At 41.7% G+C, this 25,840-nt stretch carries 22 protein-coding genes; 13 read left to right on the forward strand and 9 right to left on the reverse strand.

Annotated features, from left to right (window positions below; all coding sequences use genetic code 11):
• Positions 1 to 57: 57 nt before the first annotated feature.
• Entirely contained in the window at positions 58 to 840 is a 783-nt protein-coding gene (locus tag PQO01_RS11400; protein WP_274314153.1) for an endonuclease/exonuclease/phosphatase family protein, read from the reverse strand.
• A gap of 276 nt (positions 841 to 1,116) precedes the next feature.
• The gene (locus PQO01_RS11405; RefSeq protein ID WP_274314154.1) at positions 1,117 to 2,175 is read right to left on the reverse strand and encodes a glycoside hydrolase family 5 protein; all 1,059 of its coding nucleotides are present in this window, start codon (positions 2,173 to 2,175) and stop codon (positions 1,117 to 1,119) included.
• Positions 2,176 to 2,329: 154 nt separating this feature from the next.
• On the opposite strand from PQO01_RS11405, the gene PQO01_RS11410 reads away from it, so the two are divergent.
• From PQO01_RS11410 to PQO01_RS11465, 12 genes are all read left to right on the forward strand, one after another.
• Positions 2,330 to 3,670, forward strand: coding sequence for a sulfatase-like hydrolase/transferase (locus PQO01_RS11410; protein ID WP_274314155.1), 1,341 nt, complete (start codon positions 2,330 to 2,332; stop codon positions 3,668 to 3,670).
• A gap of 74 nt (positions 3,671 to 3,744) precedes the next feature.
• Positions 3,745 to 5,148, forward strand: a complete 1,404-nt coding sequence (locus tag PQO01_RS11415) for a sulfatase-like hydrolase/transferase (protein ID WP_274314156.1) — start codon at positions 3,745 to 3,747, stop codon at positions 5,146 to 5,148.
• A 196-nt stretch (positions 5,149 to 5,344) separates the two neighbouring features.
• A complete protein-coding gene (locus PQO01_RS11420; protein WP_274314157.1) occupies positions 5,345 to 6,079 on the forward strand; it encodes a type II secretion system protein in 735 nt (244 codons plus the stop codon).
• 12 nt (positions 6,080 to 6,091) lie between these two features.
• Entirely contained in the window at positions 6,092 to 7,540 is a 1,449-nt protein-coding gene (locus PQO01_RS11425; RefSeq protein WP_274314158.1) for a sulfatase, read from the forward strand.
• Positions 7,541 to 7,754: 214 nt separating this feature from the next.
• Positions 7,755 to 8,345, forward strand: a complete 591-nt coding sequence (locus PQO01_RS11430; protein ID WP_274314159.1) for a sulfatase-like hydrolase/transferase — start codon at positions 7,755 to 7,757, stop codon at positions 8,343 to 8,345.
• Positions 8,346 to 8,503: 158 nt separating this feature from the next.
• On the forward strand, positions 8,504 to 9,670 hold the full coding sequence (locus tag PQO01_RS11435; protein WP_274312071.1) for an IS256 family transposase: 1,167 nt from the start codon (positions 8,504 to 8,506) through the stop codon (positions 9,668 to 9,670).
• A gap of 62 nt (positions 9,671 to 9,732) precedes the next feature.
• Positions 9,733 to 10,722 (forward strand): sulfatase-like hydrolase/transferase, encoded by a 990-nt coding sequence (locus tag PQO01_RS11440; protein WP_274314160.1) that lies wholly within the window; start codon positions 9,733 to 9,735, stop codon positions 10,720 to 10,722.
• A 116-nt stretch (positions 10,723 to 10,838) separates the two neighbouring features.
• Positions 10,839 to 12,749 carry a serine/threonine protein kinase gene (locus PQO01_RS11445; protein ID WP_274314161.1) on the forward strand — a complete coding sequence of 637 codons (1,911 nt, stop codon included), beginning with the start codon at positions 10,839 to 10,841 and terminating at the stop codon, positions 12,747 to 12,749.
• Between the two features lie 64 nt (positions 12,750 to 12,813).
• A complete protein-coding gene (locus PQO01_RS11450; protein ID WP_274314162.1) occupies positions 12,814 to 13,494 on the forward strand; it encodes a DUF1559 family PulG-like putative transporter in 681 nt (226 codons plus the stop codon).
• A 12-nt stretch (positions 13,495 to 13,506) separates the two neighbouring features.
• Complete coding sequence (locus PQO01_RS11455) at positions 13,507 to 14,997, forward strand: sulfatase-like hydrolase/transferase (RefSeq protein WP_274314163.1); 1,491 nt, start codon at positions 13,507 to 13,509, stop codon at positions 14,995 to 14,997.
• Positions 14,997 to 16,337, forward strand: a complete 1,341-nt coding sequence (locus PQO01_RS11460) for a sulfatase family protein (protein WP_274314164.1) — start codon at positions 14,997 to 14,999, stop codon at positions 16,335 to 16,337. The genes PQO01_RS11455 and PQO01_RS11460 overlap by 1 nt, the downstream gene beginning before the upstream one ends.
• 142 nt (positions 16,338 to 16,479) lie before the next feature.
• The gene (locus PQO01_RS11465; protein ID WP_274314165.1) at positions 16,480 to 17,877 is read left to right on the forward strand and encodes a sulfatase family protein; all 1,398 of its coding nucleotides are present in this window, start codon (positions 16,480 to 16,482) and stop codon (positions 17,875 to 17,877) included.
• Positions 17,878 to 18,128: 251 nt separating this feature from the next.
• Here the strand turns inward: PQO01_RS11465 and PQO01_RS11470 are convergent, their stop codons facing one another.
• From PQO01_RS11470 to PQO01_RS11480, 3 genes are all read right to left on the reverse strand, one after another.
• The gene (locus PQO01_RS11470) at positions 18,129 to 18,737 is read right to left on the reverse strand and encodes an RNA polymerase sigma factor (RefSeq protein WP_274314166.1); all 609 of its coding nucleotides are present in this window, start codon (positions 18,735 to 18,737) and stop codon (positions 18,129 to 18,131) included.
• 89 nt (positions 18,738 to 18,826) lie between these two features.
• Positions 18,827 to 18,961, reverse strand: coding sequence for a hypothetical protein (locus PQO01_RS11475; protein WP_274314167.1), 135 nt, complete (start codon positions 18,959 to 18,961; stop codon positions 18,827 to 18,829).
• A gap of 52 nt (positions 18,962 to 19,013) precedes the next feature.
• The gene (locus PQO01_RS11480) at positions 19,014 to 20,525 is read right to left on the reverse strand and encodes a DUF1254 domain-containing protein (RefSeq protein WP_274314168.1); all 1,512 of its coding nucleotides are present in this window, start codon (positions 20,523 to 20,525) and stop codon (positions 19,014 to 19,016) included.
• 324 nt (positions 20,526 to 20,849) lie between these two features.
• Between PQO01_RS11480 and PQO01_RS11485 the strand changes: the two genes are divergently transcribed.
• On the forward strand, positions 20,850 to 21,308 hold the full coding sequence (locus tag PQO01_RS11485; RefSeq protein ID WP_274314169.1) for a YehS family protein: 459 nt from the start codon (positions 20,850 to 20,852) through the stop codon (positions 21,306 to 21,308).
• A 76-nt stretch (positions 21,309 to 21,384) separates the two neighbouring features.
• Here PQO01_RS11485 and guaA read toward each other — a convergent pair whose 3' ends face one another.
• The 4 genes from guaA to PQO01_RS11505 form a co-directional block, all read right to left on the reverse strand.
• Positions 21,385 to 23,190, reverse strand: coding sequence for a glutamine-hydrolyzing GMP synthase (guaA, locus tag PQO01_RS11490; protein ID WP_420792928.1), 1,806 nt, complete (start codon positions 23,188 to 23,190; stop codon positions 21,385 to 21,387).
• Positions 23,191 to 23,288: 98 nt separating this feature from the next.
• Positions 23,289 to 24,284, reverse strand: coding sequence for an agmatine deiminase family protein (locus PQO01_RS11495; protein ID WP_274314171.1), 996 nt, complete (start codon positions 24,282 to 24,284; stop codon positions 23,289 to 23,291).
• Positions 24,281 to 25,141, reverse strand: coding sequence for a carbon-nitrogen hydrolase (locus PQO01_RS11500; protein ID WP_274314172.1), 861 nt, complete (start codon positions 25,139 to 25,141; stop codon positions 24,281 to 24,283). The genes PQO01_RS11495 and PQO01_RS11500 overlap by 4 nt, the downstream gene beginning before the upstream one ends.
• Before the next feature lie 10 nt (positions 25,142 to 25,151).
• A complete protein-coding gene (locus tag PQO01_RS11505; RefSeq protein WP_274314173.1) occupies positions 25,152 to 25,691 on the reverse strand; it encodes a hypothetical protein in 540 nt (179 codons plus the stop codon).
• Positions 25,692 to 25,840: the final 149 nt, after the last annotated feature.

Raw genomic sequence — 25,840 nt, forward strand, 5'->3', positions numbered from 1 at the left:
ATATTCCCGAAGCTTTATAAATCCGCCTATTGGCTATTATTCAGTTGTTCTAAGGAATTACTTTTTACTAACTTTGAAATTAATTTCTGCCCACACGGGCTTGTGGTCAGATAGGGGAGGATTTAATTCAATAATTTCTGCTTTGGTGGCTTTGGCACTGTCTGATTTATAAAAAATATGATCAATCACACCTTCCTTTAAACCGGATTTAGGATTATTGGGGTTCCAAGTAAATGCTTTCTCAAGATTCATGTTTAAGTCTGTCCAGCAAGCTTGGAAACCAGCTTGCTGCAAGCGTGTGAGTGCTGGACTCTCGAGCTTGTCGTTAAAATCACCCAAGACAATAATGTTTTTCTTTTTTTCTTTACTTAGGTATTTTTCACGAAGCATATCGATATGACTTTTTAAGTTTTGTGCCTGACAGACATGCAGTGAATATAGCCTTAATTTGACGCCACGTATTTCAGTGTCGGCGTAAACGGCAGAAGCAGGGTTCCATGAACGCTCACCTTGTAGAGGAACTTCATTTTGATTCTTTAATGGAGTGCGACTGAGAATGGATTTATATTTATCCTTATGATTGGCGGATGAGATTTTTCCCACATAAACATATTTCATGCCTAAAACTTTACCCACACGGGCAGTCCAGTCCCCATCCGGGACTTCATTAAAGCCAATCATGTCCAAATTATAAGGCTTGAACATGGCACCGATTTGCTCAGGGCTCCCCGAAAGTCCATATAATACATTATAAGCGGCAACACGTACTTGCGCATTGAGTGATTGTGAAGATAAAAAGCCTGTCGTCAGTATAAAAAAAAGTAGGGGTAGTTTTTTCATTAGCGTACCTTGTGTTGATGATTTAATCTTAGATACGGAGCTAGATGTTTTTTTTATACACATTAGCTTCGTAAACTTGGTGTTTTTCTGTTTTTAAGGAACGCAATGAGTTTTGTCAGTTAAGTACTTATCACGATTAGGTAGATGACGCCCTCACTTGTTTCTATGTGTGCTTCGCACACGAGGGAGCTCTGCCCCTCGAGCTCCCCGTAAGGACCTGCCGGCCCTTAACCCGGCGAATTGGGTACTTCGCACCCATCTTACTCATTAAGAATTTTATTCTTTATCGTGCAGTAATTTATAGACTAGTTTTCCTGTTTCAGTGATGTTATCGCCTTTAGGGTCGAGGGCCTCGTCAGTCGTCTCACGACTAGAGAACATACTATAGGATGAAGTTCCTGGAGCATAGTTCCAGTAAGTCCATGAGATCTTGTGTTTATTGATGACCTCAAGCCATTTCTCTGTAGACTCCATGTCGTTTGGACTGCCTAAATCCCAGGAACAAGCGGCCCATTCCGTAATGAAAACGGGGACTTTTGAGGCAATGTAATCCAATTTTTCGGGGAATTTATGACCACCCGCGTAGAAGTGAAAAACATAAGCCGTGTTGTGATCTTTAATGGGATCATTGATAACGATGTTCACATCTTTACCTTTGGCAATACCGAAAGAAGACCAGTCGGGTGTTCCCATAAGAACAAGTGACTTGGGAGCCTCTTTTCTGACAAGCGGAATAATTTCATCTGCATAGGCTTTAACTTCTGGCCAGGTGATTCTTTTCTTGGGGTCTTTATAAGTCTTACCAAACTCGTTGGGCTCATTGGCAATTTCCCAGATTAGGTTGGGGTACTCACCGTATTTTTGAGTGTAGTAAGCAAAGAATTTTTTGGCATCTTTTAGATAGAAGTTGGGATCGCCCGGATGATGGATGTGCCAGTCTAAAATGACGTAGACGCCATTTTCGATACAGCTATCAATGATCGATTCGATCATCACGTCGAAATCAGCAGGGTTTAATTCTTTATTGTCTAGGTAACCGCCTTCATAGACATAAACGGAAAGGCGAACGACATCAACCCCCCATGTCACAGCGGCCTGTTTAATCGCATTACCATCTTTATAGAAATCGCCGTACCACTGCAGGCCGTGAGTCGCCACGCCGCGGAGTTGGATTTGTTCGCCATGCTCATTCATGAGCTTGTTGCCCCGAACCTGAATCCAGCCATTTTTAGCAACGGGACTATTTTTGGGTGCATTTACACTGCTACATGAACTGACTATGGTCATGATGATAGATGCAGTGAGTATGGTGAAAAGTTGTTTGAATGGTTTCATGTCATTATCCTTTGAAATCTTTTTATGTATAATGGCTACAATTGTGCAATAGTTGATTGCTGGCGGAGATTTAGTTATAAAAAAATTGCTAATCTTGTCAGATTAAGTTCTCGATGAAGTAATGAGGAGGTAAATTTATATAAGGATGACTTACATGAAATATTTATTACTTCTTTTACTTTCCTGCACCTTGGCTGCAGAAGTGCAAAAACCGAACCTAATTGTTATTATGGCGGATGACCTAGGCTATGCCGACGTGGGGTTCAATGGCAGTAAGCATATTGCAACGCCACATTTAGATGCTTTGGCAGCAAGTGGTGTAGTGTGTACTAATGCCTATACAACTTATTCAGTTTGTGGTCCTAGTAGGGCGGGTTTTATGGTGGGGCGCTATCAGCAAAGATTTGGCTTTGAACGCAATCCAAAGTATGACGTCAATGATCCACTAGCAGGTGTGCCTTTAGATGAAATGACAATTGCGGAGTCACTTTCTCAAGTGGGTTATAAATGTGGCGTCATAGGCAAATGGCATCTCGGTGCGCATGAACAATTTCACCCTTTGAGACGAGGCTTTGATGAATTTTATGGACATTTGGGGGGTGGGCATAAATATTTTCCGAGTGACATCGGAAATAAAACTGATCTTGAAGCAAAGAGTGAACCCGAGAGCTATGTCACTTTAATCAATCGCAATTATCAGCAAGAAAAGACCGAAAAATATCTAACTCACGAATTTTCTGATGAAGCGATACAGTTTGTAGAAAAAAATAAATCAGAGCCATTTTTCTTGTTCCTTTCCTACAATGCACCACATGGTCCCTTGCAGGCTCCACAAGAATATATCGATCGATTTAAACAGATCAAAAATATAAAACGTAGAACTTATGCCGCTATGGTTAGTGCAATGGATGATGGTGTGGGTCGATTGATGCATAAGATCGAAGAGCTCAATCTGAAAGAAAAAACTCTTATCTTTTTTCTGTCTGATAATGGTGGCCCTGAAAACAAAAACTTTTCTTATAATGGCGATCTAAGAGGAGCGAAAAGTTCGCCCTATGAAGGTGGTTTTCGAGTGCCCTTTCTCGTTTCATTGCCCGGGTCACTTCCCAGTGGAGTGAAATACCCAGAGGCAGTGAGTTCTTTGGATATTTTTGCAACAATTAATGCCTTGAGTCAATCGCCAACTAAAAATAAATTGGATGGAGTCAATCTCTTGCCCTATTTGAATAAGACTAACGCGAAGGCTCCCCATAAAAGTATTTATTTGAGAAAGTTCGATCAAGGAGCTTACGTGATTAGGCAAGGAGATTTTAAGTTAGTGATTCCTGGACGTGGTAAAGAAATGGAGCTCTATAATTTAGAAAATGATATTTCAGAAAAGCATGATATCGCTCAAAAACATCCCGAAACCGTTCAGTACCTCAAAAAGGCCTTAGATCAATGGGACTCCGAACTGATTGACCCAGTTTTTAAAGGCTTGAAAGTTCATAAATAGTTTCTTTAATGTATACCTGATGTCATAGAGTGTTTTTAGCTTGCGTATTACTGAGAAACAAGCGAAGGAACTTTATGAAGCAGTTAATCTCATTAGTATTTATTTCATTTTTTGCGGGGGCCGTAGATAGGCCCAATATTATCCTGATTTTTGCCGATGATATGCATTATGGTGCACTAGGCGTGACTGGCTCAGTGATGACCAAGGCTAAGACCCCAGCAATTGATTCAATTTTCAGTGAGGGAGTTCATTTTCCTAATGGCTATGCGAGTCATGCGACTTGTGCGCCGAGCCGTGCGGGTTTATTGACAGGTAGATATCAGGCGCGTTTTGATTTAGAAACCCTGCCGGGTGGAACGGAATCTCGTAAGAAAGTTGGCTATGGGGTGAAAACTTCGGAGATAATGATTCCGGCTTTGATGAAAAAGGGTGGGTATAAGACCTGTGCCATAGGTAAATGGCACTTGGGTTCGAGTGAAGAATTTCAGCCCAATGCGCGTGGTTTTGATCATTGGTTTGGCTATCGTGGTTCCTGTGGCTTTTATCAGTTTAAGAGTCAGGTTCAAGCAGCAAAAAAAGGTAAAGAACTCACCCCTGTCTCCGCCGATGAAAAACCCATTCTCGATGTGGTCCGCAATGGTGAACCGGTAAGAGTTGAGGGGTATTTGACCGATCACTTTGCGAATGAAGCTGCTCATTGGATTAAGGCGAATAAAGACGGTCCTTTCTTTATGTATTTTGCTCCGTATAATGTGCACGCACCAGATACAGTACCCAACAAATACATTCCTAAAGATGGAACGGCCCACGATGGCGTCATAGCCGCTCTCGATGCTTCGGTACAGATGATTTTAGATGCTCTTGATGAGGCCAGGATCTCTGACAACACGCTCGTTGTTTTTAGTAATGATAATGGCGGTAAAAAAGATTATAATCGAACTTTTAAGGGTAATAAAGCCACCTTTTATGAAGGCGGGATTCGTGTGCCATTTGCTATGCGCTGGCCAAAGGGGATTGAAGCTGATGCGAAATACGATGGTGTGGTATCTACCCTCGATTTATTGCCAACTTTTGCGGCTCTCGCAAAAGTAGAACTACCAAATGATCGGGTTTATGATGGGCAAGATATACTTTCCGTTATTGCGAATCCCGCAAAAAATCAACGAGAGGCACACTTTTGGCGCAATGGGTCTTGGCGTTCGGCGCGAGTCGGAGATTGGAAGCTGGTGTGGCAATCAGATAAGAAAAAACAAAAGGCACTCCTAAATAAATTAGGGATTAAACACGTGAAGGGACGTGGTGTGACTTACGCAGAGCGAGCAGATGAACTTTTCTTGGAACCAGAACTCTATAACTTAGCGAATGATTCTAAAGAGGAGCGCAATCTAGCGCAAAGCAATCCTGAAAAACTTCAAGAGATGGTGAAGCTCTATAAGGAATGGGAAGCAACAATTCCGAAATGGAGGGAATCAAATTAGTCAGTTTGTTTTAAGCAATGCAAATTTACCTATCTCCTAGAGACTAAATCATGGCTTCGCAAATAGCCAATTTGTGTGTAAAAAACCTAGCGGCCAGTTATAATAAAAAAAAATCGAAAAAAAAATAAAAAAATTCTCTAATTATTGTCATATTACATTTACGGTGAAGTAATGAGTTGGTAAAAAAGAGAGCATTATGAGAGCTAAAAAAACATTTTCTTTGATAGAACTACTGGTAGTGGTGGCTATTATTGGAATTCTAGTTTCGATAATTTTACCAACTCTAAAGAAGGCAAGGTCTCAAGCAAGAACAGCTAGCTGCGTTAATAATTTGAAGCAAGTGTACCTTGGGGATCAACTCTGGTCTGATGATAATGAAGGCTACATTCTTTATGCGGCTAGAAATGATAATAATTACACATTTGATGATGTTTTAGGTGATTACCTTGGTAGAGAACTAGCTCATTCCTTAAAAAATGATAATGGTCTTGCAATAGGGGCTGTACCAGAGGGTTCTAATAGATATTTTTTATGTCCCGAAGATGATTTAGTTAATAATAGTTATTTGCGAAAAACATACTCGAGAAATTGTGGTCCAAGTTATTTTGATGGAGTTTCTTTTCGGGTAGATGATGAGGAAGAACTCATGGAAAAGCAAGTCGGTTTTACAGATATCGAGCAGGCATCTGGAGTTATTTTAACAACAGAATATCCTATGTCATCTAATCGCCTTGGGCGTATTACTTCAGGAACGAGGATTCGCAAGCCCTCTCAACAATATGCAGGAGGAAAATACGGCCTCCACGGGGCGAATAAATTCGTCTATGGATTTGTTGATGGACATGTTCAAAATCTTTCTTTGTATTCGACTGCCGGCACTGGTGATGTCGATTCTCCCAAGGGCATGTGGACTCGCGATAGTAACGATTAGGAGTTAAGATTTATGAAGCTTAAATTAATATTTTTAATATATTTCGTGGTTCTGCTTAATGTGTCTTCGAAACCTAATGTATTATTCATCATTGCCGATGATTTAATGAAGCAGGTGAGCCTTTATGGGCACAATGAAATAAAGACCCCCGAACTTAATAAATTGGCAGAGACATCCACTTTATTTGATAGGGCTTATTGTCAATACCCGCTTTGCGGACCCTCTCGGGCATCAATGATGCTGAGTAAATACCCCGATAAAACGGGGATAACTTTTAATCAGGCTGGGAAGAACTCAAAAGTTCACGCAAAGGCTCAGGCAATGTCACTCATGACGATGCCTGCTTACTTCAAATCGCATAATTACCTAAGTGTAGGTGGAGGAAAGCTCTATCATAACAATGTACAAGAAGTGGATATTGATTTCGATGAGATTTTAGCTAATTCAGGGCATGACGGAGAAAAGGTAAAAATAAAACAGGTAAATGTCAAAAAAACACAAACTTTGATAGCTGAGATATCTGAAGAAGATCCCTTCAAGCACAAAGATGGCGTCCTCGTGAAAAATGCTATCAATTGGCTCAAGTCTTATGAGAATAAGGGGTCGACAAAACCTTTTTTTATGGCACTTGGATTCAAAAAACCTCACTCACCCTTTTCATGTCCTGAGCAGTTTTGGGATCAGTATGAAGCAGAAGAGATAAAATTAACTGAGGTGCCGAAACCCAATGATATATTGGAAGAGTATTCTTTGTCAGGAGTAAATAGTTTATTAAAAGTTCATCCGGATACAGCCCAGTTCGATGCCTATAATTTACCTATGGAAAAGAAGTTGGAGATCGTTCATGCGTATTCAGCCTGCGTTACTTATATTGACTTTCTGGTGGGTGAAGTCATTACAGGGTTAAAAGCGGCAAATCTTTACGACAATACTATTATTGTTTTCACCTCTGATCATGGCTATAAACTGGGAGAATATGATCGCTGGGCCAAAAATACTCTCCATGAGAAAGACTCAGTAGTGCCACTTTTGATTCACTACCCAGGACAAAGCTCACGGGTGACTAGTAAGGCTGTCGTTGGCTTGGTAGATATATTTCCCACGCTCACAGACTTGTGTTCCCTGCCTACACCAAAAAATATCGATGGCCGTAGTTTTATGAGAAGTTTAAAAGATCCCAATGTTGCGCACCGCGACTATGTACGAACAGTTCTCCCTCGAACTGGTGGAGAAAGCAAAGATAAAGTTTCGGGTGTAAGTATTTTTCATCGTGAGGGGTATCGCTATCATCATTGGTGGCGCGGGGATTATAAACACGTTCCTAAAGCTGAAGAACTGATGGGGATAGAATTATACGATCATTATAAAAATAGTAATAGCGCTTTATCGATTAAAAATATTTACAAGGAAAGTCCTGAATTGACGCAAAAGTTACAAGACTTGACTTTGAAAAACGATTGAAGGTTAAAATGATAAGAACGAAAATCCTCATTCCATATCTAATCGCAAAAGATAAAAATGATCAAGAATCAAATTTAAGGACTTTTTGTCATTCCTTACATTAAGCTTGCGTATTACTTAGAAATTGACAAGGCTTTAGTAAAGAGGCTTTGAATTATAATAAGAAATACAGGGTCCCAGACAATGTCTGACCAGGTAAGTATAAGGAAATAAGATGAAGTGGATAATTAGTTTTTTGGTTGTGACTTTGAGCCTAGCCGCTCAGAAGAAAATGAATGTCGTTCTATTGACTGTGGACGATATGAATGCGGATTCACTGGGAGCGTTTGCTTGTCCAGTAGAAGGGACTTCACCACAATTTGATGCCTTTGCCGCGGATGCGATGCGCTTTAATTATGCTCATGTGCATGCGACTAGTTGCATTCCGTCACGTAATATTATCAGTAGTGGTAAATATCTCTACAATAGTGGCCTAGAGGGTTTCTATCAGCTGCCGGAGGATGAGGTTACTTTTAGGACTTTGCCCGAAGTTCTTCAGGATAATGGTTATTTCACTATGATTCGCGGCAAGGCACATCACTCTTACCCTTACGTGCCTTACAAACGAGCTTTTGACATCATTTTCGATGATGAATTGAAAGCCAAAAAACTTAATATTCGTCAGCCTAAGACCTTCTATGATTATACAAAGAAAGGTGTGGAAGCAGCGAAGAAAGCGGGAAAGCCCTTTTTCTATTCAATGGATATCCACGATCCGCACACTCCTTATTATGGGCTGATCGGTAGTGTCCCAAATTTTCTGTAAATTCTGCTATAGCTCTACTTTAAGAGTTATGAATAGCTTCCGAGACTTCGCGAGAATGGGAACTTTCTCGTCGGAGCGAAATTGAGGAAGTTGTTTGTAACTCGGGGTAAAGAAGATGCAGAGTGGTGTTGCACCAAAACAACCCACAAGGAATTATTATGCACCACTCTACACACGAGAACAGTAGTGTCTTATTAGAAATGATCCACCAAGTCACAGAAAACGGCGAAAGCGGAATGCTTGAAGCTATGAGAGTATTACTAAATGAAGCGATGAAAGTAGAGAGAAGTAATTCTCTTGATGCTGCTCCATATGAACGCAATGAAAATCGCTTAGGTTATGCTAATGGCTATAAAAACAAAACCGTAAACACTCGACTTGGAGCAATGAAGCTCAACATTCCTCAAGTCAGAGGTGAAATCGATTTTTATCCAAGTTCTTTAGAAAAAGGCTTACGAAGTGAGCGAGCTTTGATGACAGCTATGGCCGAGAGTTATATTCAGGGAACTTCGACAAGAAAAGTCACGAAACTTCTAGAGAAAATGTGTGGTCTTTCCGTGAGTAAATCACAGGTGTCACGAGTTGTATCTGAGCTAGATGAAAGCTTAGAAAAGTGGCGTAACCGTCCTTTAGGGAAATATCATTACCTTTTGGTGGATGCGAGATACGAAAAAGTTAGAGTAGATAAGACTGTTCGAGATTGTGCTTTGTTAATTGCTTATGGGATAGATGAATCAGGAAAACGCTCAGTTTTAGGTACAAGTGTCTCTTTAAGTGAAGCTGAGGTTCATTGGAGAAACTTTTTCCTATCATTGAATGCTCGAGGACTTCATGGTCTTAAGATGATCACGAGCGACAGTCATTCGGGACTGAAAGCCGCTTTAACAACTGTCTTTGGGTCAATCCCATGGCAGAGGTGTCAATTTCATTTACAGCAGAATGCGGGGGCTTATGTGCCTAAGAAAGCGATGCGTTCAGAAGTTGCACAAGACATTCGAGATATCTTTAATACCCCTTCAAAACAGGACGCCGAAAGACTTTTAAAGCTTACTTGCTTAAAGTATGAAAACAGTGCTTCTCAATTATCTGAATGGATGGAATCCGCACTTCCTGAAGGCTTTTCTGTATTTGATTTAGATCGTTCTTGTTGGACAAAACTGAGAACCACCAATATGATTGAAAGACAGAATCGAGAAATTCTAAGGCGAACTAGAACCGTGTCTATTTTCCCAAATGAAGCTTCACTGCTTAGATTAGCGTCCGCTATTCTTATGGAATTAGATGAAACCTGGATAGCTACAAAAAGAGTTTATCTGTCTGTTTAACTAAAATTGGTCAACACCAATTTACAGAAACAACGGGACTCTATCGGCTGATCAAAAAGCAATTGACTCCAGGCTTAAATAAAGAGGATCAAAGCAATGCCCCGAGTCGTATTTTCAAACCTGAAGAAATTGTGATTCCAGCTTTTTTGCCACAAACCGATAAAGTTCGCCTCGAAATGGCGGCCTATTATTCTACGGTCCGTCGTGCGGATGACTCTATCGGCAATGTTATTCAGGCGCTTAAAGATAGTGGCGTCTATGATGAGACAATCATCGTTTTCCTCTCCGATCATGGTATCCCCGAGCCCTTTGGTAAAACGACGAATTATTATAATGGCTCGCATACACCTTTAACTGTGCGTTGGCCGGGTCGAACAAAAGCGGGTTCAGTGGATAATGATCACATGATTGGATCTGTAGATATTTTTCCTTCGGTGTTAGAGATCTTGGGGATAGAGCAAGAAAAGGGCTTAGATGGGCGTTCTTTCGCCTCAATTCTCAAGGGTGAAAAGCAGGGGGCGCGCGATTATGTGGTGACTATGTATGAGGAGAATGTGGGTGGAAATCGCCAGCCGACTCGATCAATTATCACTAAGGAATATGGTTACATCTACAACCTTTGGTCGGATGGTGAGCGCAAATTTGCCTCAGCAACAAAAGGAACACTCGCTTACAAAGAGATGGCACGCTTAGCCGCAGAGGGAGATATTCATTGGCAGAAAAGGCTAAATATGTATAATCATCGTCAGTCCGAGGAACTCTATAATTATCATGTGGATCCCCATGCTTTAAAAGACTTGAGTAAAAACCCAGAGTATGCAGAAAAAATAAAGGAATTGCGTGCTACACTCGCAAAATCGATGGAGCATACCGGAGATCCTTTGTTAAAATTATTTAAGGAAAGGGATAATGAGTCGCTTATTCAAGATCATTTAGCAAAAGTGGACGCGGAATCAAATACTCGCAAGCGCAATGCTGTGTATTCCCGCAGTGGTAAAGCGAAGGATGATAAAAAGAAAAAAGCTAAAAGCCCAAAGCAAAAGAAAAAATAGTTATCAATCTGAGAGTTGGATTCAAGACTAGTATTTACAGTGAAAAACTGGCAAAGTAAAAAGAAACTAATTAGAATGGGTAAGCGCGAGTTTACCCATTTTTATTTAAGGCAAGTATGACTGAAGATTCTAAAACTATATTTGATGAGATGATTCCAGATTTGGCGTCTGGAGTTTTGGAAATGGATGAAACCATAGCCGACGTCTACCCCCTCTGTGACGAAATTGCGGAAATCGCAAAACGTTATGAGAATGGCGATCCAATTGGTGAGGGGGGTATGAAAAATATCGTTGATTCAGTCGATAAAATCACTGGTCGTCATGTCGCCATGGCAAGTCTTAAAGGGAGTGAGGATCCCGATCTCATGGAGCATTTTTTCAAGGAAGCGCGATTAACGGCAAGGCTTGAACATCCCAATATTGTGCCTCTTTATGATATGGGTTATGGTGAATCGGGCGAGCCTTATTTTACCATGAAAAAACTTGGTGGGAGGAACCTTACTGAGCTCATTGCGGACTTCGCAAAAGAGAGCGACTATAAATCATTGTTGCCACGCATAGTTGATATAATGATTAAAATTTGTGATGCCATGGCCTTCGCTCATTCCCGTGGGGTTATTCACTTGGATCTCAAACCCGATAATATTCGCATTGGCGACTTTGGTGAAGTTTTAATTTGTGATTGGGGTTTAGCAAAAACTCTCGGCGATGCGGATTATGACCTTGAAGAAGATTTACTTCCAGAAAACTTTAACACAGAAACCTTGAGTGGCGTCGTTAAAGGGACGCCGGGTTATATGGCTCCTGAGCAGATTGAGCCCAAGAGAGGGGAGAAAGATCAAAGGACAGATGTCTATGCTCTCGGTGCCATCCTCTATGAAATGCTTTGTTTTGAAGTCCCTAATAAAGCTGAAACGGTGAGAGAAAGTTTACAAATCACCCTTGATGGTAAACGTAAGGCTCCTAGTCAATTCAAATCCATGGTTCCATCTAGCTTAGAGGCGGTAAGTTTAAAAGCTTTGGGTCTGGAACAAGATGAGCGTTATTCGACAGTACAAGAATTTAGAGATGATCTCTTTAAATGGTTGGGAGGATTTGCTACTAGTGCGGAAGAAGTGGGTTTATTAGGTGCGCTCAAATTATTTGTTTTGCGCCATAAAGTGGCGAGTGTTTTTACGGGTGTTTTTATTGTAGTAGCCCTCCTTTTTACCCTTCGTTTGAGTCAAGAAAAACAAGTCGCGGTGGAAGCCCTCTCTCTTTATCAAAAAGAGCAGAAGCAAAAAGAAATTTTTGGTAAGGAAGCCGCTCCACGTTTGGTGGGCTTGGCCTCTGGAGCACTTAAAAGAAACGATTTTGAAACGGCGGAAGAAATGATTGCCTTAGCGGTAGAAGCAGACCCCAAATTTGATCATGCTTGGGATACTAAGGCAAGGATAGATTTTATTCGGAGTGATTTAGCGGAATCTAGGCGATCGTTAGCAAAATCTTCTTCAGAGCCTGAACACCAAGGGGTGCGTGACTTAGAAACTTTTTTTCAAAATCGAGATCTCAAATTAGGTAATGAATTAACACTTACAGATTATAAAGAATTGGCGAAAAGGGAAAGCTCGAAGTATGATGTTGTCAGTGCGATTACTGCCAATATCGAATCTTTTGAACTAGAAGATCAGGTTCTTTTGGCAGGACTTCTCTTGAGAATGAAAAATGGTGGTAAAGAATTTAAATTTAATTGCGAAGTGAAAGGGGATGAGTTTCATGTGGACCTGTCCGATAATAAGGGCTTGCGCAATATTGATATATTGAGCTTCTTGCCTGTGACGCATCTGAATTTAAGTCGTAATCGTGAACTTAAAATACATGAACTAGGCAAAAGTCCCCTCATAGAAATCAATTTATCGCGAACTAATTTTAGTGACTGGAATACGCTGTTTAAAATTCCGTCTCTGGAAAAGGTTTTAATAAGCAAAGGCATGAAGGCAAACTTGCCTAATGTTCCCCAAAATATCAAATTAGAAATAATTCAATAAATCCTGTCATCCTCTTTATTCAGCTCTCGTATGACTGAATATAAAGAAAAACTGAGGACACAAAATGAAAAAGTTCACGCTTATAGAAATTCTAGTGGTGGTGGCGATTATTGGGGTTTTAGCATCATTGCTTTTGCCGACATTAGGTAAAGCTCGCGAGAGTGCACGCCGAGCTCAATGTATAAATAATCAGAAAAATCATGGGACGGCTCTATTTATGTATTTTGATGACAATGAGCAGTACCATCCTTCTGATAAAATATATCATGCATCTGCGAGTGGAAATACTCGACGCGGCAGTAATTGGTTTGGCAAAGCGGGAACACAAAATACTTCTATCACGGTAGCCATGCGCCCATTGAATCAGTATTTGCAGAAAGTGAGTGAAACTGGTGAAATGCCTGTAGCAAAATGTCCTTCTGAAGGGACGGAAGAATATGCCAAATGGGGCTCATCTTATTACCGTAATAAAGATGCCGCGATGGTGGATAGTTCCGATGGGGACTCACCCTCTTTGAAAATCACTGATATCATCAATCCATCTAAACTAGTTTTACATGGTGAGTTGGGCGGTATTTGGACAATTCCAAATGCCAATCGCGCTACGAAAGAGCAATTTTATAATCATACTGAATTGGGTGATACGCGATGGGTCTTACAGTTTTCTGATGGGCATATAGCGAACACTTACGTTATTCCTGGAGACAAGGGGTCAGCAGGAAATTACCTTTGGTTTAACGAATAATAGGACGATTTTATGAGAAATTTTTACTTTGTAATATTTTTGGCACTTAGTATTTGTCTAGGTGCAGAAGAGCGACCCAATATAGTGCTGATCATGGCGGATGATATGGGGAAAGAAACACTTGGGGCTCATGGTGGACTGGATTACAAAACTCCCGTGCTCGATAAGATTGGCTCTGAAGGTTTAACTTTTGATCATTGCTATTCACTGCCTATTTGTACCCCTTCGAGAGTGAAAATTATGACCGGCAAATATGGCTTCCGTAATTATCGCCAGTTTGGCTTACTACCAACAAGTGAAGTGACCTTTGGCAATGCTTTACAAAAAGCGGGTTATGCCACCTGTATCACAGGTAAGTGGCAGCTTGGCGGAGATCATGATCAACTTAAAAATTTTGGTTGGGATGAATATTGCTTAACTAATGGGGTGAAACCCAAAAATCCTCAAGATAAACCTTTGATACAAGGTAGGGAGCGTTATTGGAGAACAGCAAATGTAATTGCCAATGGCAAATACTATCAGCCAAGTTGTCATTTCTATGGCCCCGACATGGTGAATGAGTATGCCTGTAATTTTATTAAGCGTGAAAAAGATAAGCCTTTTTTCCTTTACTACCCGATGATTCTACCGCATTCTCCTTGGGGGCCTACACCACATTCCAAAGATGGGGATAAGAGTGGTGCCAAGGTCTCTGAAGTGCATTTTTTCAAGGATAATATTGAGTATATCGATCACCTCGTTGGCAATGTGGTAAAAGCTTTAGAAGAGAGTGGCCAGCGGGAAAATACTTTATTGATATTTACTGGTGACAATGGTTCTGGTTACCCTGTACCTGTGACTAAGACAAATGAAGATATGCGTCGTATTGTCTCCTTAAAAGGTTGGGGAGATTATGAGGAAATCATTGTTGAGGCTGGCGAGCAATCGCCAAAAAGTTCAAAAGGTATTCAGGAGGGGCCAATCACAAATACGACTTATGGTGTCGTCCCTGGGCGTAAAAACCTTATGCTTCGTGATGGTACGGGGGTTCCTTGTGTGATGGAGTGGCCTAAGTATAATAAAATTTATGATCAGCATCGCTTAGATGACCTTATCGATTTCTCAGATTTCTTTGCGACTTTCGCAGAGCTTGCTGGAGTAGAAAAAGAATTCCCCAGTGATGGAGTTTCCTTTGCTTCTCGTCTAAAGAACGATGAGAAAAATTCTCGTGAATTTGTTTTCTGTCATTACTGGAAATCGGGGCGAGATCCCTTAGGTGCTCGTGATGCTATCCATAATGGTAAATATAAAATTTATAACAATGGCGACTTTTTTGATTTGGAAAAAGATTCAGATGAGAAGAATGCTATCGCCGTGAGCGAGATGAATGAAGGTCAATTGGCGGAGCGAGGAAAATTGATGAATCAGTATTATGAATTGCGTGGAATGAATTTGCCTGTTAAGCAAGTTTCTGATCAAAAAGCACCACCAAAGAAAAAGAAAAATAACAAGAAGAAAAAATAATGAAGTACTTACTGATCATATTCTTTCTAGTTTTCAGTCTGGCAGCAGCCTCTAAGCCCAATATCATTCTTATTTTTGCCGATGACATGGGCTGGGGTGACGTGGGCTATCACGGAGTCAAAGATGCTCAGACCCCCGCCATTGATTCAATCGCCAAGGAAGGTGTATGGTTCGAGCAGGGCTATGCGGCTGCATCGGTTTGTGGCCCCTCTCGTGCAGGGATTATGACCGGACGTTATCAGCAACTTTTTGGCGTGGTGACTAACGGTGATGCCGATAAGGGAATCCCCAAAAGCCAGAAAAATTTAGCTGAACTTCTCAAGCCTGCGGGATATAGAGCGGGAGCTTTTGGTAAATGGCATTTGGGGAGTCAAAAGGGTCAGTTCCCCAATGCCCGTGGTTTCGATACTTTTTATGGTTTCCATTTTGGAGCGCATGATTATTATCGAGCCGACAAGAAGCTCAATAAAAAGAAAAAGGGCTATGCTCCTATCTACTTCAATCAAGATATTGTGGATTACAAAGAAGGTGATTACCTGACCATAAAGATAACTGATTATGCTGTAGATTTTATCGACGAAAATAAAGAGCAGCCTTTCTTTATGTACGTGGCTTATAATTCGGTTCACTCACCCTGGCAGGTTCCCGATGAATACCTAGAGAGAATCCCCGAGTCAGTGCCGGAATATCGTCGATTGTTCTTAGCGATGGTTTTGGCCATGGACGATGGAGTGGGTAGAATTAAGAATAAGCTCAAGGACTTGGGTCTAGATGAAAATACAATCATTGTTTTTACGACGGATAATGGAAGTCCCAAGATTGGCAACAAAAAGCCAAATGAAGGTAAATACAGCATGTCGCAAAGTCATAATCTTCGTGGCTATAAAGGCGATACGTATGAAGGTGGTATTCGCGTTCCTTTCTGCATGAGCTGGCCTAAAGGTATTGAAGCGGGCATGAAGTATAGTCACCCAGTTATTGCCTACGATCTTGCGCCAACTTTTTTAAGTGCTGCGGGTTTGGGATACAGTAGCGATCAGTTCAGCGGGAAAAACCTTATACCTTATGTGAATGGTGAAAAAGCTGAACGTCCGCATGAGAGTTTGTTCTGGCACCGTCATAGTGGACTAGAGGATTTTGCTGTACGTCACGGCGATTGGAAAATCACCTATAATGACCAAGAGGGAGCCAATAAGGACTTTGTAAAAAAAGCGAATATAAAACTTTTCAATCTTGCAGAAGATCCCTATGAAAAAAATGATTTAGCAAAATCAATGCCCGAAAAACTTCAGCAAGTCAAAAAACTTTACGACGAATGGCATGACACTCATCAAAAGTAATTAGATCGCTCATTTTATTTACGCTAGCTTTAATCTATGAACTGAATATTAAGTAATTTATATAAAAACTTATTTGATCGTCATATAATGATTATTGATAACGTAGTGTATGGAAAGATAATTTTACTAAGGATAAGATCTCATGAGAAAGTTTGCTTTACAGTGCATCTGTTTTGTGTTTGCGTCATTAACTATTCAGGCAGCTAAACCCAATATAATTGTGATTTTGGCGGATGATTTGGGCTATGGTGATGTGAGCTATCACGGAACTTTGAAAGAAACTACGACACCGCATATTGATTCAATTGCACATAATGGGGCATGGTTTCAAAATGGCTATTCAGCAGCACCGGTCTGCGGACCATCACGTGCGGGCTTGTTGTCGGGACGTTATCAGCAACGTTTTGGGTACTACGACAATATTGGCCCCTTTACATTAAATAAAGATGTAGAAGCTGGCTTGCCCTTAACTCAAAAATTAATCCCTGAGATCTTGGTAGAAGAAGGTTATGCAACGGGTATGGTGGGTAAGTGGCACGATGGTGATCAGCATAAATTTTGGCCTTATAATCGTGGTTTTCAGGAGTTTTATGGCTTTAATAATGGAGCGATAAATAACTGGGTGCTTAAGGGAGAGAATCACACAGTCGAAGAATGGGGTGCAGTTCATCGCGGTAATAAACGCGTAGATAATAGTGGCGAGTACATGACGGAAGCTTTTGGTCGTGAAGCAGTTGAATTCATAGATCGTCACAAGGATGAGCCATTTTTTCTTTATCTATCATTCAACGCAGTGCATGGTCCACTTCAAGCTCCTGAGTCTTACACGAATCAGTTTAAGCATATCAAACCTGAGCTTCGTAGCCTATGTTTAGCCATGCTCAAATCGATGGATGATAATATAGGCTTAGTCTTAGAAAAGCTTCGCAAAGAAGGGCTCGAAGAGAATACGATCATAATCTTTACTTCCGATAATGGCGGTAAGTTAAAAGGGAATCATTCCTACAATGGTTCGTATCGAGGTGAAAAAAACACGGTATTTGATGGCGGTTTACACGTGCCCTATGCGATTCAGTGGAAAGCCAAAATCCCTGCGCACGAAGAGGCACTCGAGGCTCCGGTTCACTCTATTGATTTGGCGCATACAATTTTTGCGGCTGCGGGTATTGAAATTAAGCAAGAATACAAATTAGATGGGCTCAATTTACTTCCCTACTTAAAGAATCAATCAGACTTAGAAGAGCGCAACCTTTACTGGGCGAATAATGCTAATGTGGCAATTCGTGATGCAAAATGGAAGCTAGTTAAACAAGGTGGCAAAACATATCTCTTTAATGTGGAGAAAGATCCTTATGAATCAAATAACCTCGTCACTCAATACCCTGAGAAAGCTCAGGATATGCAGAAAAAACATGATGCATGGCAGGCCAATAATGCGCCCCAACTCTTTGGTTGGAATCCCAATAACTGTAAGTACAACGCAGGTTACCGTGGAAGAAAGGGTGGCGAGCACGGTAAGGACAAGAAGCGTAAGAAGTAAGATGAGGATGAATGCTATTTAAGCTGATTTCTACATTTTTCAGTCTGGCCCCGAGGGAACCTCGGCTGCCGGAGGCAAGATAAAGTTGTAATAATATGGGGCTCTGCCCCAAACCCCGCAAAGACTTGCCAGCCTTTGATCCGGCAGATGGTTTAGAGATTAAGTGGGGGTGCTTTGCACACGAGAGGGCCGCTGTCCGCCTCGAGATCCCCTAGCAAGGACGTGCCAGTCCTTGACCAGGCATTCAAGTTTTAGCTCAACTCTCTCTTAAGACGAGAAACTTCGTCTTTCAGCTTGGTCATAACCCGTTTTTTGTATACCGCAATGGTATTGGCGGGGATGTCGAGTTCTTCGCCTAATGCTTTGGGTAAGGATCCCGATGCTAAGCGTTTGAAGATGGTGATGATCTTTTCAGAAAAATGGGGGGATATATTATCGAGCGCCATATTATAGATGTAGTTTTCCCATTCCTTTTCGGCAATTTCTTCGATTTGATGTTCGCTGATTTGATTGCCTAAGTCCCAGAGTTCAGAGTTGCCCGCTTTATCTTGTAATTCTTTACTGCGACTTTGCTTTCGGCAAAAATCACGGACGGTATTTTTGGTGACTAAATAGAGCCAAGAGCGAAAGCGTGAGGTCTTATCGTAATCGAATTCGGGAAGTTTATTCCATAATTTTAGGAGTACAGATTGAGTAATTTCTTCTGCGTCGTGATGAGCAATGTTGAGGCGCCTAGCAATAATGTAAATAAAATGACGGTAATAAAAGACAAATTCTTCCCAAGACTTTTCGTCGTGCTGCAGGCGCACACGTTCCAAGAGCGTGGCGCGGGTCATGTGCTGTGGCTTATCTTCGCTCATTAGTGATCCTAAGTTGTTTTTACTACTACGTTGCTATCTTGCGTTAATTTACAAAGAGCTGAAACACTTGCTACGTTTAGGGTTCTTATTTAGTAAGTGGCTCGCGTAAGGTAGTAGTAAAAAGGTAAAAGACTTAGAAGCAGTAATAATACTAAAGTGATGATAAGAAGGCTTGAGTTTTTACTTCTTTTTTCAGTATGGGGTAATTGAACGATCGTTTTCATAAATCTCTCCTGTTTCGTGTAATGTAAACAGGAGAGGCTGCAAAAGCAAGCTTTATTCTACAAGAGTGGGCTCACCAGGGTACCACTTCTTTTCAAACCAAGGCTCAAGAGGACCATAGAGGCGGAAAAGCATATTCCAGCCTTTGCCTGGGACGGTTTGAATCCAGTTATTCTCCTTACCTTTAGGAGCTTTGGGACCGATATAGATATCGTATGATCCATCCGAGTTCTTGATAATACCTTTTTTGTTATTATCTAAACCGGGGAATTGCTGATCCGTTTGTAGCATGGAGCGAGTTTGATTATCATAGAGCGTGAAGGCCCAAAAATCTTTCATGGGAGGGTTTGGTGGGACGTGTACTTTGTAAGTTTTGTTTCCGTCAAAAGCATTGCCATCTGAATCAAGGTAGGCAACAGCATACTTTGAGCCTTTTCCGATGATCACAGCAGCCATAGCAGGAGTAATGCCAGTGGCGTAAAAGTGGAAAGCAGCACGTGCTTCGAGAAGGTGGGCACCATCAACTAAAAACTCATGGCTACCACCGACGAAGGGGTTGGTCCAGCACTTGCTCTTACCAGGGAATAGGAGGAAGCCTTTGTCACGAGGTTGAGAGATTAAAGTTCGTGCCGTTACAGAGCCGACTTTAGCAGCTTCAGTTAATAAGTTTGTCATGCGCTCATCGGGATTGAAGGCTTTGCCTTTGACGATACCGATGGAGGCAAATTGGCCAAGAATCTCAGGATTTTGTCCATGGCTGGGTTCAGCTTGAACAACTTTATCGATTTCATGGTAGATATCAAAGTCCATACGGTGAGTCGTGTTGGTGTATTTTCCCGACATATTTACAAAATTCATTTTTGGTGGATTATTCTTTTGTGAAAGTGGATAAACACGGAATGTTTTCTTGGTCATTTCCACGGCTGGTTTGGTGGAGCCATCGACTTGGAAACCACGCCAAATCACCCAGTTTCCGTAAGTATTAGTTTTAACTATATGGTAACCGTCGGGTATCTTACCGTCATATCCTGGAGGAATGACAAGGAATTTGCCTCCTTTGCCTTTATCAGGACCGAGGCGTCCGAAGTCAGCTACATACTTAAACCAGTGATCGTCGATGATCCCTAGGACATCTGGTGGCGTTTCAATAACCATGGGTTCATCTTTTAATTCCAACCACATAGAGTTGTAAATCGAAGTCGTATTTGGAGTGAGCCAAAAAGCTTTTGAATCCATAAGGTCTTCAAAAATTTGTACGGTTGTATTGGCGGGTCCAATATCTAGGTGGCCTTGGCGCATGGCTGACATTGAGGCAACTTGGATGCCACTAAGGAAGGCATCTACGCCTCGGTGGAAATCTAGGTTATCATATATTTTCTGAACAGTTTCTTTTGTGGGGACACCATCAACTGATTCAAGAGTTCCAATTTGAGTTTCCATATGGTCGGGTGTGATAATCCCAGCAGGAGTTTTTGTGGTCATTTTCATTTTTGGTGGAGTCGTGCTCGAGCAGGATGCTAAGAGGCTTAGCGCTACTGTAGGTAAAAGAGATTTATAGAACTGCATATGTTTCCTCACTTTATTAATTCAATATCATTAAGTTTAAATTTGTTTTTGTCGAATGGTTCCAATTTCGTGGTGAAATTAATATCAATTAACCACCTTTTTCCTGAGCTAGTGTTTTGAGGGATGTCATTTTCATCAATTTTTTATCCCTAAATATTTAGTGCTTTAAAATACGGCTTTAGTTTTTTTTAAACAAGTTTTGTCTTCATGCGAGCCAATGAATTTAAGCAAGTTATAAGGTTTCTTTAAGCATTTTTTTTGATTTGCAATGTGGAAGATAGCTTTAGAGGCTTTAGGCTGAGGGCAATTAATCAGGAAATTGCTATGACCCATAACGATATTTTACGACGATTGCGCTTTACGCTAAATATTAATAATGAAGCCATTATTGATTTAGTGACGAAAGGAGGCGGGGCCTTATCTATGGATAAGTTAGATAAGTATTTAAAGCGTGAAGATGAAGAAGGCTATGAAGAATGCTCAGCAAAGGATTGCGCGGCTTTTTTGGATGGAGTCATATTGTGGAAGCGTGGGCCACAGGAAGGTGGTGGGCCAAAGAAAAAAATGGATTTTGATAATAATATGATTCTTCGCAAGCTACGTATTGCCTTTGAGTTAAAGGATGTGGATATGTTGGCCATTTTAGACTTAGCGGGGATGCCCATTTCTAAGTCAGAATTGAGTGCCTTTTTTCGTGCGCCAAAGCATCGCAATTACATGCAGGTACAAAGTCAGTTGTTGCGCCGCTTTATGGTGGGTTTAGACAAATACTTACGTCAGTAGCACTTTTTAGCTAGGATTGGAACATAAAAAAAGCAGCCCGAAGAAGCTGCTTTTTTTGTCTAAAGAGGGGCGATGTTTATTCCCACTCAATAGTTCCTGGAGGCTTGTTAGTTACATCGTAAAAAACACCTTCAAGCTCAGCTTTTTTGCGGATTTCGCTAATCATTTCAGTGAGTTGATTTTGCGGAATGCGCGAAAAGCTTGCGGTCATCGCTTCGGTAGAATTGATGGGGCGTAGAACGAGTGATTCACCATTGAGAGTGCGACCAACAGGAAGTAAAGCCACAGGCATTTGCCAAATATCTTCGTAGAGACCTTTGTCGAAAAGGTAGTCGGTCACTACTTGATCTGCTTCGCGTAAACGATCTAGGCGAGATTTATTAGTGTCGCATTTATGGAGTAAGATCTCACCACTCCAATCGTCACCACCAGCATTATAGATAACGCGGTTGACTTCAGGGAAGCGGTTAGTTAGTGAAGTTGAAATTTCTTCGAGAGTTTCCCAGTCAGCTTCACCACTGATGAGGCATGGGTGAGCGTAAGTACGAGCATCGCCTTGAACACCAACAGATTTAACTGGAAGGATGCGACCAGCAACATTGTATTTCTCTAGGAAAGTATTGATACGCCCTTCGGCTTCTGAGTAATCTTCGCTTCCTTCTGTGTCTGAACAGAGGAGACGTACACCAAGCCCAGGTCCAGGGAATGGATGGCGCCAAACGAGTTTGTGTGGGAGGCCAAGTAGTTCGCCGAGCTCGCGGACTTCATCTTTATAAAGTTCAGCAAGGGGCTCAATGACTTTACCTTGATTAATGAGCTCTTGAATGCGGTCAACGCGATTGTGGTGAGTTTTGATGAGGTGTGAGTTTTCTGTCCCACCAGATTCAATTGTGTCTGGGTAGATCGTACCTTGGCCTAGGAGCCAGCTGTCATCAACGAGATCAGAGGCTTCAACCGCTTCACATTTCACATCGAGGAAAGTATCGCCAATGATAACACGCTTAGCTTGGGGTTCACTAACGCCCGCAAGATTTTTGAGGAAAGTATCGCCAGCATCTACCACGTGGAAGTTTGAAAAGCCAGCTTGTTTGAGTTCTTCTTTAACCCAAGCAGATTCATCTTTACGCATGAGACCATTATCAACGTGAAGGCCATAAACATTTTCATCGCCAAGGGCTTTGTTGAGCAGTGCGAAAGCGACGTTAGAATCGACGCCACCACTTACGAGGAGAAAGACTTTTTTACCAGCAAATTCATGACGAATGTTATCAATGCTCTGCTGCATGAAGGCTTTGATGTCCCATTCGAAACTGCAATCACATTGTTTGAGGAAGTTTTTCATTAGTGTAAGACCATTTTCAGAGTGGGTGACCTCTGGGTGGAATTGTAAACCAAAAATTTTCTTCTCGAGGTTTTGAACTGATGCTACTGGGCAGTCAGGAGTTGAGGCGGTGATTTGGAAGCCTTCTGGTATATCTGCAACGGAATCGCCGTGACTCATCCACATAACTTCTGAGTCAGAGAGCCCCTCATAAAGGGGCGATTCGAAAGATTTTGCGACTCGCGCAATGCCGTATTCTTTGACTTCGCCTGGCTTAACTTGACCACCGAGAGTTTGGCAGATGAGTTGATGGCCGTAGCAAATGCCTAAGATAGGTCCATTGAAATTGAGTATATCTTTGTTAAAAGCAGGAGAGTTGTCAGCATAAACACTTGAAGGGCCGCCAGAAAAAATGAGACCCTTATATGAACTGAGGGAACTGAGCTCAGCAGTAGGGGAAACGATTTCTGAGTAAACACCCATTCGACGTACGCGGTTGGCAATAAGGTGAGCGTATTGCCCGCCAAAATCCAAGACACCGATTTTATCCATTGTCGTTATTCCAGGTAGTTAAAATTAAGAAAGTGTGGAAAGTAGTGCGCATGCCCTTAAATACAAGTGATTTATAGGTCTGAATCGAGGCAAAAATAGAATGCTTCTTAAGTGCTGATTTCCTGCTGGCTGAGGCAGTGCAGAGCACCGCCTTCAAGTAGGAATAAACGGCAATCTATTGGAATGATTGTCTTGTTCGGAAAGCAAGCTTGGATGATTTCTTGGGCGCGTAGATCACTTTTCTCTTGGGAAAAGGCAGGTACGAATACGGCTTCGTTTGAGATTAGGAAGTTAGCGTAGGAGGCAGGAAGGATCTCGCCCTCGTAGAAAATGGGCTCAGGTAGAGGCAGTTCGACGATGTCGAGAGCTTTTCCACTAGGGAGGCGGAAGTTTTTGAGTTGTTCAAGGTTTTTGTTGAGTTGACTAAAGTTGGGGTTGCGATGATCGCAAGTGCAGGTCAAAACTCCGTTTGGTGAGAAAAAGCGCGTGATGTTATCGATATGCCCGTCGGTATCGTCGTTGATAAGGCCATCCTCTAAGATAATGAAATCGTCGAGTCCAAAATATTTGTGGATGGCGTTTGTTAATTCTTGGTGTTCATGGTCTGCGTTGCGATTGGTGTTGTAGAGGACGCTCTTGGTAGTTACCCCTAAGCCTTCGCCATTGACATCGATAGCGCCACCCTCAAAAATAAAATTGCTGTCGTGGCATTGCTGTGAAGTTAATCGAGAGAGTTTTTTTGCGACGGCATTGTCTTTTGCGAAGTCCGCAAATTTTCCTCCCCAAGCATTGAATTTCCAGTTAATGATTTCTACTTTTCCATTGGGAGTTTTGACAAAAATGGGGCCAAAATCACGGCACCAGATATCGTCAGTTTCTATGTCGATGAGCTCGAGATTTTTGCAGCTGTCCAAATATTCCATGGCTTGTTTTTGGAAAGCTTTCGCGCACAAGAGTTTAACTTTGGTGTAGTTCGAGAGTGCATAAATGAAGTCAGCAAAGCCAAGAAAAACTTGAGGTCTTGAATGAGGCCAGATTTCTGGCGAACTTGGCCAGGCGAGGTAGATGGCGGATTGCGGATGCCATTCTGCGGGCATTCTCATTTTTCGATACAACGCAATTTGAGTTGATCATAGGCATCGATGCGACGGTCGCGTAAGAATGGCCAAATTTGGCGATGTTCGCGAAGTTTGTCAAGGTCGATATCCGCTAAGAGTATCTCTTCTTTGTCTATGCTTGCTTTAGCAATGCTTTGTCCATAGAAATCGCTAATGAAGGATTGACCCCAGAATTCGATTGGCTTTTCAGTTCCAATGCGATTGACGGCGGCGTAGTAGCAGGCGTTGGCAACGGCATGGCCTGCTTGTACTTGGTGCCATGCGTGAGATTGTGCTTGGCCGAGTTCTTCTTTTTCATCTGGTAGCCAACCAATGGCGGTTGGGACAAGGATGATCTCAGCTCCTGCTAGGCAAGCTAGGCGTGAGGTTTCGGGGAACCATTGATCCCAGCAGATGATAACAGATATTTTGCCATATTTTGTTTCGAAAACAGGTACGCCGAGGTCGCCGGGAGTGAAGTAGAATTTTTCTTCAAAATAGGGGTCTTGGGGGATGTGGAGTTTTCGGTATTTGCCAAGATAGCTGCCGTCGGCATCGATGAGCACAGTGCTGTTATAATAGACGCCGTTTAGAGCTTCTTCGAAAAAGGATAGGGCGAGAACGACTTCTTGTGATTTGGCGATTTCTTGGAAGTCTTCCAAGAAGGTATCGTCAATTTTCTTTGCGTAGGCGAAGTTGTCGGTGTTTTGCTCACGACAAAAGTAGTTACTCAAGAATAGTTCTTGAGTACAGATGATGTGGGCTCCTTCTTTTGCGGCATCCGCAATAAGTTGGAGGTGTTGCGCTTTGTTGATTTCAGGTGAGCCGTAATCGCGGCTTTGTAAGAGGGCTAATTTAGGCATAATGATTTACTTAGCAGCGGAGTTTTGGGCCGGTTTCAATCTGGATTTTTTCTTTGTCTATGATACGAATATGAAGCTCGCCAATGAGTTGTGAAGAAGGAGCGAAAAAGCAAGCTTTTATTTGCTCTTCAAATTCATAGGGATCGGTACATGGATGAAGTTCGTTTTGTTCGTCGAGAATCAGGTAGGAAGAGTTTTTGAAATCTGCTTCAAAACAGTTGTCATCTAATGGTTTTTGAAGGCGTTTTTTTGAAGCCTCACTGAGTGGGGTTTGATCTACAATTTGGGCAAATTTTTTGAGCGATTTAAGTAAGGGGGCTTGCTCATCGGTTACAGTGATGAAGTCGGCGCAATGACTTGGGATTAATTGTGCAGGCATCTGTCCGCTACTAAGTTCGGCCCAGGTGTAACGGTCAAAGGCGATAATGAGTTTTTGTTCACTTAGGTTTTTGAGTTCATCAGCAAAGTTTAAGCTTGCTTGATTTTCTAATTTCCAAAGCGTGACTTGAGGTGCGTAAAAATCGTTAATTTGTCGGTCTTGTAGTATCATGTTGAAAAAGTTCTAGATTACTTAATAAAAGAGCTTGCCTTACATATTATAGGAGTTTGCAAAAAAGTCCTTTTAGATTAACGTACTTACTAGTTTTTTAAACCTGTATTACGCAAGGGGGTTTTTTAACCCCCTTTTTGTATGCTTAG

It is taken from the genome of Lentisphaera marina, from assembly GCF_028745505.1.
GTDB lineage: Bacteria > Verrucomicrobiota > Lentisphaeria > Lentisphaerales > Lentisphaeraceae > Lentisphaera > Lentisphaera marina.